The organism is Nocardia sp. 852002-20019_SCH5090214 (genome assembly GCF_001665865.1).
GTDB lineage: Bacteria > Actinomycetota > Actinomycetes > Mycobacteriales > Mycobacteriaceae > Nocardia > Nocardia nova.
The window spans coordinates 1-10,032 of the sequence record NZ_LZMK01000144.1; the positions used below are offsets into that span (position 1 = coordinate 1).

At 67.1% G+C, this 10,032-nt stretch carries 10 protein-coding genes and 1 pseudogene; 4 read left to right on the forward strand and 7 right to left on the reverse strand.

All coding sequences use genetic code 11. The features are described 5' to 3' along the window. Both A5780_RS12190 and glgB read left to right on the forward strand, forming a co-directional pair. A pseudogene (locus A5780_RS12190) lies at positions 1-883 on the forward strand (alpha-1,4-glucan--maltose-1-phosphate maltosyltransferase); the annotation flags it as partial. 34 nt (positions 884-917) lie between these two features. After that, positions 918-3,128 (forward strand): 1,4-alpha-glucan branching protein GlgB, encoded by a 2,211-nt coding sequence (gene glgB / locus A5780_RS12195; protein WP_082976431.1) that lies wholly within the window; start codon positions 918-920, stop codon positions 3,126-3,128. A 35-nt stretch (positions 3,129-3,163) separates the two neighbouring features. Here the strand turns inward: glgB and A5780_RS12200 are convergent, their stop codons facing one another. The 4 genes from A5780_RS12200 to A5780_RS12215 form a co-directional block, all read right to left on the reverse strand. Beyond that, positions 3,164-3,532 (reverse strand): SSI family serine proteinase inhibitor, encoded by a 369-nt coding sequence (locus tag A5780_RS12200; RefSeq protein ID WP_146102292.1) that lies wholly within the window; start codon positions 3,530-3,532, stop codon positions 3,164-3,166. A 119-nt stretch (positions 3,533-3,651) separates the two neighbouring features. After that, on the reverse strand, positions 3,652-4,500 hold the full coding sequence (locus tag A5780_RS12205; protein WP_063012269.1) for a tetratricopeptide repeat protein: 849 nt from the start codon (positions 4,498-4,500) through the stop codon (positions 3,652-3,654). Positions 4,501-4,561: 61 nt separating this feature from the next. Next, positions 4,562-4,915, reverse strand: a complete 354-nt coding sequence (locus tag A5780_RS12210) for a DUF3817 domain-containing protein (RefSeq protein WP_051756420.1) — start codon at positions 4,913-4,915, stop codon at positions 4,562-4,564. A 70-nt stretch (positions 4,916-4,985) separates the two neighbouring features. After that, positions 4,986-6,167: an acetyl-CoA C-acetyltransferase gene (locus A5780_RS12215; protein ID WP_064908479.1), complete on the reverse strand. Its 1,182-nt coding sequence runs from the start codon at positions 6,165-6,167 to the stop codon at positions 4,986-4,988. A 133-nt stretch (positions 6,168-6,300) separates the two neighbouring features. Between A5780_RS12215 and mce the strand changes: the two genes are divergently transcribed. Both mce and A5780_RS12225 read left to right on the forward strand, forming a co-directional pair. Continuing rightward, complete coding sequence (gene mce, locus A5780_RS12220) at positions 6,301-6,771, forward strand: methylmalonyl-CoA epimerase (protein ID WP_030516129.1); 471 nt, start codon at positions 6,301-6,303, stop codon at positions 6,769-6,771. 86 nt (positions 6,772-6,857) lie between these two features. Beyond that, positions 6,858-7,850: a hypothetical protein gene (locus A5780_RS12225; RefSeq protein ID WP_030516130.1), complete on the forward strand. Its 993-nt coding sequence runs from the start codon at positions 6,858-6,860 to the stop codon at positions 7,848-7,850. Positions 7,851-7,951: 101 nt separating this feature from the next. Here the strand turns inward: A5780_RS12225 and A5780_RS41820 are convergent, their stop codons facing one another. From A5780_RS41820 to A5780_RS12240, 3 genes are read right to left on the reverse strand one after another with little or no spacing between them, the layout of a single operon-like run. Then, the gene (locus tag A5780_RS41820; protein WP_063012273.1) at positions 7,952-8,254 is read right to left on the reverse strand and encodes a hypothetical protein; all 303 of its coding nucleotides are present in this window, start codon (positions 8,252-8,254) and stop codon (positions 7,952-7,954) included. A 9-nt stretch (positions 8,255-8,263) separates the two neighbouring features. Beyond that, positions 8,264-8,953: an endonuclease NucS gene (nucS, locus tag A5780_RS12235; RefSeq protein ID WP_063012275.1), complete on the reverse strand. Its 690-nt coding sequence runs from the start codon at positions 8,951-8,953 to the stop codon at positions 8,264-8,266. 45 nt (positions 8,954-8,998) lie between these two features. Continuing rightward, positions 8,999-9,742: a rhomboid-like protein gene (locus tag A5780_RS12240; RefSeq protein ID WP_030516133.1), complete on the reverse strand. Its 744-nt coding sequence runs from the start codon at positions 9,740-9,742 to the stop codon at positions 8,999-9,001. Positions 9,743-10,032: the final 290 nt, after the last annotated feature.

Below are 10,032 nucleotides of genomic sequence, written 5' to 3' on the forward strand. Positions count from 1 at the left end.
AGTCACCATCTTCCGGGTCGACAATCCGCACACCAAACCGGCCGACTTCTGGGAATGGCTCATCGCGCAGGTGCGCCGGACCGATCCCGACGTGATCTTCCTGTCCGAGGCATTCACCCGCCCGGCCCGGCTCTACGGTCTGGCGCGGCGCGGATTCTCCCAGTCCTATACCTATTTCACCTGGCGCACCGGCGCCTACGAACTGGCCGAATTCGGTCGCGAACTCGCCGCCAAGGCCGACGAGGCCCGGCCCAATCTGTTCGTCAACACTCCCGACATTCTGCACGAGAGCCTCCAACACGGCGGTCCGGGCATGTTCGCCGTGCGCGCCGTGCTGGCGGCGACGCTGGGTCCGAGCTGGGGTATGTATTCCGGCTTCGAACTTTTCGAGCACCAGGCGGTGCGTCCGGGCAGCGAGGAATATCTCGATTCCGAGAAGTACCAGTTGCGCCCGCGACGATTCGCCGAGGCCGCGGCCCGCGGCGAGTCGCTGGAACCGTTGATCACCCGGCTGAACGAGATTCGCCGAGCCCATCCCGCGCTACAACAATTGCGCTGCATCGCCTTTCACCACGTCGACAACGAGGCACTGCTGGCGTACTCGAAGATCGACCCGAGCTCCGGAGACGCGGTGCTGGTCGTGGTCAACCTCAACCCGTTCGGCGCCGAGGACGGGATGATCTCGCTCGACATGCCGGCCATCGGACGCGAATGGCACGACCGGCCGACGGTCCACGACGAGATCAGCGGCGAGGAATACCACTGGGCGCAAACCAATTACGTGCGACTCGACCCCGTGCGCGCGCCCGCTCACATCCTCGCCCTCCCGGCGGTCTCCGCGGCCGCGCGCACCGAATCGGCCTACCGCAGGACCTTCCGGTGACGGCAGGCCGGACCACGGCACGGCGGCCGCGCCGATGAATCGGCGCGATCTGATGTTGCTGGCCGCCGGTACCCACACCGACCCGCACACGGTCCTCGGCGCGCATCCGCATCCGGACGGTACGGTGATCAGAACCCTTCGCCCCCATGCCGATTCGGTGTCGGCGCGCATCGGCGGCGTCGACCATCCGCTGCGCCCCATCGGCCACGGGGTCTTCGAGGGCGTGGTCGAATTTCCGGATCTGTGGGACTACCGCCTGATCGTGTCGTATCCGGGCAGCCGGACCGTGCTGACCGCCGACGGATACCGCTTCCTGCCGACCGTCGGCGAACTCGATCTGCACCTGCTCGGCGAAGGACGACATCGGCGGCTCTGGGAGGTACTCGGCGCCCATCCGCGCCGCTACACCACCCTCGACGGCGAGGTCACCGGCACGTCGTTCGCGGTATGGGCGCCGAATGCGCGCGGCGTGACCGTCTTCGGCGATTTCGACAGCTGGAGCGGAACCAGTGCACCGATGCGCCGGCTCGGATCGTCCGGGGTGTGGGAGGTGTTCGTACCCGGCGTCGCGGCGGGCACGCGCTACAAATACCGCATCCACGGCGCCGACGGACGGATCGCCGACCATGCCGATCCTCTCGCCTTCGCCGCCGAGACCCCGCCCGCGACGGCGTCGGTCGTTACGGACGCCGGCTACCGGTGGACCGATCAGGACTGGTGCGCCACCCGCGCCCGGCGCGATCCCACCCGCGAGCCGATGAGCGTCTACGAGGTTCATCTCGGCTCGTGGCGGCCCGGGCTGGACTATCGCACCGCCGCCGAACAGCTCGCGGAATACGTTCGGGCCCAGGGCTTCACCCACGTCGAACTGTTACCCGTGGCGGAACATCCCTTCGGCGGCTCCTGGGGTTATCAGGTCACCGCCTACTACGCACCGACCGCTCGCTTCGGCTCCCCCGACGATTTCCGCGCCTTCGTCGACCACCTGCACGCCCACGGGACAGGTGTCATCCTCGACTGGGTGCCCGGCCATTTCCCGCGCGACGAATGGGCCCTGGCCCGCTTCGACGGTACCGCCCTCTACGAACATCCCGATCCTCGCCGCGGCGAGCAATTGGAATGGGGCACTTACATTTTCGACTACGGCCGCAACGAGGTGCGCAACTTCCTGGTCGCCAACGCGCGGTTCTGGCTCGAGGAGTTCCATATCGACGGGCTGCGCGTCGACGCCGTCGCCTCGATGCTGTACCTGGACTATTCGCGTCCACCGGGCGGCTGGGAGCCCAATGTGCACGGCGGACGGGAGAATCTGGAGGCCGTCGCCTTCCTGCGCGAGTTGAACGCCGCCGTCCACGCCGATCATCCCGGCGTGGTGACCATTGCCGAGGAATCCACCACCTGGCCGGGCGTCACCCGGTCCACGGAGGTCGGCGGGCTGGGCTTCACCCTGAAATGGAATATGGGCTGGATGCACGACACCCTCGGCTACTTCGGACGCGATCAGGTGCATCGCAGCTGGCACCACAACGAGATCACGTTCTCGGCGGTCTACGCGTGGAGTGAGAACTATCTGCTGCCGATCAGCCACGACGAGGTGGTGCACGGCAAGGGCACGCTGTGGACCCGCATGCCCGGCGACGACTATGCCAAGGCCTGCGGTGTTCGCGCGTTGCTGGCCTATATGTGGGCGCACCCGGGCAAACAGCTGCTGTTCATGGGCCAGGAGTTCGGCCAGTTCCGGGAGTGGTCACACGATCGCGGACTGGACTGGGACGAACTCGCCAACCCCCTGCACGACGGTATCCGCGCTCTCGTCGCCGATCTCAACACCGTCTATCGCGCCCACCCCGCGCTGTGGACCCAGGACACGGCGCCCGGTGGCTACGCCTGGATCGAGGCCGACGACCACGCGCACAACCTGCTCGCCTTCCTGCGCTACGGCACCGACGGCTCGGTCATGGCCTGCGTCTTCAATTTCTCCGGCGTCGAACACCGCGACTACCGCATCGGCCTGCCGGCGTCGGGCACCTGGCGCGAAATCCTCAACACCGACGCCACCTCGTACGGCGGCAGCGGCACCGGCAACCTCGGCGCGGTATCGGCATCCGCCTGCCCCTGGCACGGCCGGCCCTATTCGGCGGAGGTCACCGTCGCCGCCAACAGCGCGATCTGGCTGACCCCGATCACCACCGCAGCATCGGCAACGGATGATGCAGCGCGCACCGCGTTGCGTTCTCGGCGGTGACGATCGGATGGGCGGCGCGCACGGTCGCCCCGGGCTCAGAACTTCCAGGGCGCCGGCAGATCCGGGACCACACACCCATAGGTGTGCTCGATCGACACCGGGGTGCCGCGAACCGTACCGTGCGCACGCAACTCCACGGGGTAGTACCGGAAACAGCGAACTCCGGAATCCGAATCGGGTAACGCCAGTTCGGCATCGGCCAGATATGCGCACGCGGCGGCGGCCTCGGGATGTGAGCCGTCGGTCGGATCGCAGGTCAACGTGACCGTGCGAGGCGAGCGATCGGGTTCGGTGCGGGTGAAGATCAATTGGGTGGCCGCATCAAGGGCCGCGGCGCTGCCCACCGGCATCAGCACTGCCGCGGCGCATGCGGCGCCGATCAGACCACGCATCGTCGCCTTCACATCGGCCTCCCGTCCCCGCGCCGACGGCGGATTCCGCCGGCGCCTGCGCCGATTATCGGTCGTCGCGGACGATCGGTCGACCACCGCGACGACCGGCGTGGCTCAGTACAGTGCCGGGCTCAGTACAACGCCGTCGCCAGCTTGCGCCGGGCCGCGACGACCACCGGATCGGCGGTGTCGAACAGCTCGAACAGTTCGACCAGGCGGGTGCGCACGCGGTTGCGGTCGTCGCCCGCGGTCCGCTTGATCAACCCGATCAGCCGATCGAAAGCGGCCTCGGGCTGCTGGTTGAACAGTTCGGCATCGGCGGCGGTGAAGGCGGCGTCGATATTGCCGGGATCGGCGTCGGCCACCGCGATCGCATCGGCCGGCAGCTCGCGGGCACGGCCGAAGAACCGCACCTGGCGCAGCGCCGCCTTGGCTTCCTCGTTGGCGGGTTCGGCGGCCAGAATCGCCTCGTAGGCTGCTTCGGCCCCGGCGATATCACCGCGATCGAGCGCTTCTTCGGCGGCGACGAACCGCGGATCCTCGGGCACGGGCGCCTGGCCTTGGTCATCACCGGCGCCGGGGAGTTTGCCCCGCACCGCGTCGACGACCGCGGCCAGCCACTGCTTGACCTGTTCCTCGGGCTGCGAGCCCTGGAAGTCGGCCAGCGGCTGCCCGGCGGCCACCGCGATCACGGTCGGAATGCCCTGTACCCCGAAGGCCTGCGCGATCCGCATATTCGGCTCGGCCTCGATGGTGGCCAGCTCCCAGCTGCCCCCGGCGCTGCCGACCAGCCGCTCGAAGAGCTTGACCAGTTCGACACTTCCCGGGCTGCGCTGCGAATACAGGACGACGACAACCGGCACCTCGAGCGATCGCCGCAGCACCTTGGTCTCGAAATCGGCCTCGGTGACGGCGTGATCGCCCGGGACGTCCGTGGCGGCCGGCTGTTTCAGAGCGGACAGATCCACCGCGCCGGACATGGCAGCGGCAGCGGCGGGCGAGGGACGACGTGCAGCAGGTCGAGTCACGACATCCAGTTTGTCACGACGCGGCGGGCGCCGGGGCCGCGGCCGGGCTCAGCTCTCCCAATTGTCCGGTCCGAATCGCCCAGCGCTCGAACCACACCGAGGAGAACGGCACCACCGACGAGACGAGACCCAGCAGGATCGTCTTACCCGGCCATTCGTATTCGCGCCACGCCAGCAGCAGGCTCACCGCGTACAACACGAAGATGAGCCCGTGCAGCATGCCGAACACCATCACCGGCCAGGTGATGGGTTCGGGCAGCCGCTTGAGCACGGAACCGAGCAGCAACAGCGCCCACGACGGCGCTTCCAGCAGTCCGAACAGACGCACCCGCTTGGCCACGGTGCTCACGTCGAAGAATTCGCCCATGGCCACCATTGTGCCCAACGACTACGCAGCGTCGTAGTAGGTGTGGGTCATGCCACAGCGCGAATCGAGGTCAGACGCGGACGATGAGCGCGTCGCCCTGGCCGCCGCCACCACACAGCGCCGCCGCACCCACACCGCCACCGCGGCGCTTCAGCTCCAGCGCAAGATGCAGCACGATCCGCGCGCCCGACATGCCCAGCGGGTGACCGATCGCGATCGCACCACCGTTGACGTTGACCTTCTCCGGATCGATCCCCAGCTTGCGGGTCGAGGCGATCCCGACCGCCGCGAAGGCCTCGTTGATCTCCACCAGATCCAGATCCGCCGGCGAGATACCTTCCTTCGCGCACGCTTTCGCGATGGCGTTGGCGGGCTGGTCCTGCAGCGTCGAATCCGGACCGGCCACCACACCCGCGGCCCCGATCTCGGCGAGCCAGCTCAACCCCAGCTCCTGGGCCTTGGCCTTGCTCATCACCACCACCGCGGCCGCACCGTCGGAAATCTGCGACGCCGACCCCGCGGTGATGGTCCCGTCCTTGGCGAAGGCCGGGCGCAGCTTGCCCAGCGACTCCACCGTCGTATCCGCGCGCACGCCCTCGTCCTCGCTCACCACGATCGGATCGCCCTTGCGCTGCGGCACCGACACCGGCACCACCTCGTCTGTGAACACACCGTTCTTCCACGCCGCGGCCGCCTTCTGATGCGAAGCGGCGGCGAACGCGTCCTGCTCGGCGCGGCCGATCCCGTCACCGGCGTTGCGGGACTCGGTCAGCGCGCCCATCGCCTGGTCGGTGAAGATGTCGTGCAGCCCGTCGTAGGCCATGTGGTCACGCAGGGTCACATCGCCGTATTTGAAGCCCTCACGGGACTTCTCCAGCATGTGCGGGGCCCGGCTCATCGACTCCTGACCACCGGCCACCACGATCTCGTACTCACCGGCGCGAATCAGCTGATCCGCCAACGCGATCGCGTTGATACCCGACAAACACACCTTGTTCAGCGTCAACGCCGGAACATCCATCGGAATACCACCGGCCACCGCGGCCTGACGCGCCGGAATCTGGCCCGCACCCGCGGTCAGCACCTGACCCATGATCACGTAGTCGACCTGCTCGGGCGCGACGCCGGCCTTTTCCAGTGCCGCCTTGATGGCGAAACCACCCAGATCCGAACCGGAGAACCCGGACAACCCACCGAGCAGCCGACCGACCGGAGTACGGGCGCCGGAGACGATGACAGAGGTGGTGGCCACGATGAACCTCGCTTCTCACATTCGGGGACGCAGCGGCGTGCCGCCCTCGTACTCGGCGACGGGCCGCTCTCGTACTCAACGGTAACCCTTCCCGTCCCGGCAGCTCCAGGTAGGTGCGCGCTACCTTCGTAGAGTGAGCACTACCGATACGTCCGCTTTCATTCCCGCCGATTACGTCATCGCCGTCGATCACGTCGGCGTCGCCGTGCCCGATCTCGATACCGCCGTGGCGTGGTATTCGGACAATCTCGGCATGGTCGAAACCCACCGTGAGGTCAACGAGGCCCAGGGCGTGCACGAGGCGATGCTGTCGCTGCCCGGTTCCGGCGACGACGCCACTGCTCTGCAGTTGCTGGCGCCACTGAACGAGGAGTCCACGATCGCCAAGTTCATCGACCGCAACGGCCCCGGATTGCAGCAACTGGCCTACCGCGTGACCGATATCGACGCGGTAGCTACTTTCCTGCGAGGCCGCGGCGTCCGTTTGCTGTACGACGCTCCCCGCGCCGGAACCGCGAACTCGCGGATCAATTTCATCCACCCCAAGGATGCTGGCGGTGTGCTCGTCGAACTAGTCGAACCGGCCGCGAATCCTACTCACTAGTACCGCAATCCGGCCACGGAAACAGTTCATAACGACATTCGCAGTCGACTCACCATGGTGGGTCGACAGGCTGTAGTTTGTGGGGCATGTCGTCCACTGAGCCCGATCGCAATCGCTTCGTCGCGTTGCCTTTCACGGTAGTACGTAAAGGCTACGACCGTGACGAAGTACGCAATTACTTCGACCGTTTCGATGCCGAGCTGAGGGTCACCGCAACAGATCGCGATGCCGCCGCCGCTCAGGCCCGTAACCTGGCCGCCCAGCTGGAGGACGCCCGCGACGAGATCGATGAGCTTCGCAAGGAAGTAGATCGCCTGTCGGTTCCGCCCACCACCGCGGAAGGCATGAGCGACCGAATCTCCCGGATGCTGCGATTGGCATCCGACGAGGCGTCCGAGGTCCGCGCACAGGCGCAGGCCGAGGCTGCCGAGATGATCTCCATCGCGGAGCAGCAGGCCACCGAGATGCGTGGCAAGTACGAATCCCTGCTGGCCGAGACCAAGGAGAAGCGCGAGGCGCTCGAGGTCGAATTCGAGCAGACGCTGTCGAACGCGCGCGCCGAGTCGGCCAAGATCGTCGAGGCCGCCCAGGCCGATGCCACCCGCATCACCAAGGAGGCCGAGGCCAAGCGCAAGGCCGCCCAGCAGGACTTCGAGGCCACGATGGCCGAGAAGCGGACCAAGCTCACCAAGGCCATGGAGGAGCTGGAGGCATCCAGCCGCTCCGACGCCGCCCAGCGCATCAAAGAGGCCACCGACGAGGCCAACCGCCTGGTCACCTCCGCCACCCAGTCCGCCGATCGCAAGATCGCGCACGCCAAGGAACTGGCCGAGGAGATGCGCGTCCTGCGCGGCCGAGTTCTGGCCCAGCTGCTGGGTATCCGCGGCCAGCTCGATTCGGTCCCGGCCATGCTGGCCGCGGTCAACCGCGAGAGCGAGCTGCTCGACGGTGCACCGGAGCAGCGTTCGCTGTCCGGTAAGCAGTCCGGTTCCGGCCGGCAGAAGGCCATCCCCGAGGTCAAGGCGGAAGACGAAGAGTCCGTCGACGAAGAGCGCGAAAGCGCCGAAGTCTCGAGCTGACAACACGCGCCACCCCCTCAGGGCGACACATTCACCACCCGTTTCGAGGCCGCTCCCGCACCGCGGGGGCGGCCTTCCCTATGCCCGCACGCAGGGCCGGGTTACGACCAGCGCCGCGTGATCGTGCGGGTATGGCGCCCGCGCCAGCAACCGGAATGCCAATGGCGACGGTCGTTTTCGCCGCCGTCGGCCGGCCACGCCACGATATGCGCTGTGCCGGGCGGGATCTCGTGATCGCAGCCCGGACATCGGTAGGTCTTCACCGCACGGGAGCCCGGGATCGTGCGCACCACGAAGGTTTCCGCGCCACCGGGCCCGTCCTCGGTGCGCCCGAAGACGTCACCGATGGGCCGCGGTTCCCGAGGGAGCCGCGACGATGTCGGACGGGGTTTCCGGCGTGGCACGAGCCGCCCTCAGAACAACCGGAATTCGGTGCTGTCGGTGCCGCGCAGGGCGTCGTAATCGAGTGTGACGCAGCGGATCCCGCGATCGGTCGCCAGGGTCCGCGCCTGCGGTTTGATCTGCTGTGCCGCGAAGACACCGGTGACCGGTGCCAGCAGCGGATCCCGGTTCAGCAATTCCAGATACCGGGTGAGCTGCTCCACCCCGTCGATCTCGCCCCGGCGTTTGATCTCCACCGCCACCGTGGCGCCGGCGGCGTCGCGGCACAGGATGTCCACGGGGCCGATGGCCGTCATGTATTCGCGGCGGATCAGCGTATAGCCGTCACCCAGCGTGCCGATGTGTTCGGCGAGCAGCTCCTGGAGATGGGCCTCGACGCCATCCTTCACGAGCCCGGGGTCCACGCCCAGTTCGTGCGCGGAGTCGTGTTCGATGTCCTCGACAGTGATCCGCAGCTCCTCACCGGCTTTGTTGGTCACCACCCAGAGCTGGGAGCCGTCGGGCATCGTCTCGACATCGGTCTCGCGCTCTTCCATCCAGCAGGGCGGGCTCATCCAGTTCAGCGGCTTGTAGGAACCGCCGTCGGAATGCACCAGCACCGAGCCGTCCGCTTTCATCATCAGCAGCCGGCGGGCCATCGGGAGATGTGCGGTGAGCCGACCCACGTAATCGACCTGGCAACGAGCAATCACAAGGCGCACCGGTCGAGTTTAGGCCCTCGCCGAGACCGCTTGCGCGCGGGGCGATCAGCCGACGAGCAAGATGTATCCGAGTACGGCCGCGATGACGAGCAGACCCGTCTCGAACCGGTTGAGCCGGTGTGCGCGGGCATGACCGCTGCGCAACAGCAGCCACCCGGTGAGCAGTCCGATCGTCAGGGCGATCAGATGCCCGACATTGGTGAAGGTGTGGCCCATGACGACGCCCGCGACGGCGACGGCACCGAGCGAGATGGCCCATGTCGGTCGCCACTTGGCGGGCAGAACCACCATCAGCGAACCGATGACCGCCAGCGCGCCGTAGCTGACCCCGACGTCCTCGGCGAGGGAGATACTCGTCGGCAGCCATTTCACGCTCACCGCCACCCACAGGCCGCCGGCGACGAGGAGTGTGGCGCCGATATGGCCGGCGATGAAGATGCGCAGCAGCGACAGGGCGCCGAATCGCCATTCCGCCAGAATGAGCAGACAGACCAGCAGCGGGATGAGCAGTGCGCCCGCGGTGCCGTCACCGATCACGAACGCACTGGAGAACAGGGTGCCGAACCGTCCGGCCAGCAGATTGTGCAGATTGGTGCTCGCATGCTGGATGACGCGGGTCTGCTGCGTATCGCTGAGTACCGACACCAGCACGGTCACCGCGATGAGCAGGGCGCCGTAGCTGTAGGTCATCGGCAGCTTGAATCGATCCCGCAGCGTGAGGGAACGGCCGGCCTGCGCGGGGCCGGACTCCAGTGCTGACTGTGTGGCCGGCTCCTGGAGTAGAACCATTTCCGATCACCTTCCGCTACCAGACCGGTACCGATTGCACCGGGTCGACACCATCCATGATCCCGATCGATCCCCCGAATGGTGTCAGGCTTACTTAGGAAAGTCCTGTGAACCCGGGGATACCCACCCGAACCGATCCCATTCGCCCGAAAATCCGCCGGGCGAGTCGCAAGTCGACTCGGCCGGCGACGCACGCATGGACCCGACCGGGTCCGTATATGGGTAAGGCCCCCAACCTGCTGGTTGGGGGCCTTACCTGAATGTATGTTCCGGCGGTGTCCTACTCTCCC

What these genes read in the sequence shown, in the direction of transcription:
- A5780_RS12210 (WP_051756420.1), bottom strand. Translation starts at nt 4,915, where the DNA reads ATGGGCGAATTCTTCGACGTGAGCACCGTGGCCAAGCGGGTGCGTCTG.
- A5780_RS12205 (WP_063012269.1), bottom strand. Translation starts at nt 4,500, where the DNA reads ATGTCCGGCGCGGTGGATCTGTCCGCTCTGAAACAGCCGGCCGCCACG.
- glgB (WP_082976431.1), top strand. Translation starts at nt 918, where the DNA reads ATGAATCGGCGCGATCTGATGTTGCTGGCCGCCGGTACCCACACCGAC.
- A5780_RS12225 (WP_030516130.1), top strand. Translation starts at nt 6,858, where the DNA reads ATGTCGTCCACTGAGCCCGATCGCAATCGCTTCGTCGCGTTGCCTTTC.
- A5780_RS12240 (WP_030516133.1), bottom strand. Translation starts at nt 9,742, where the DNA reads ATGGTTCTACTCCAGGAGCCGGCCACACAGTCAGCACTGGAGTCCGGC.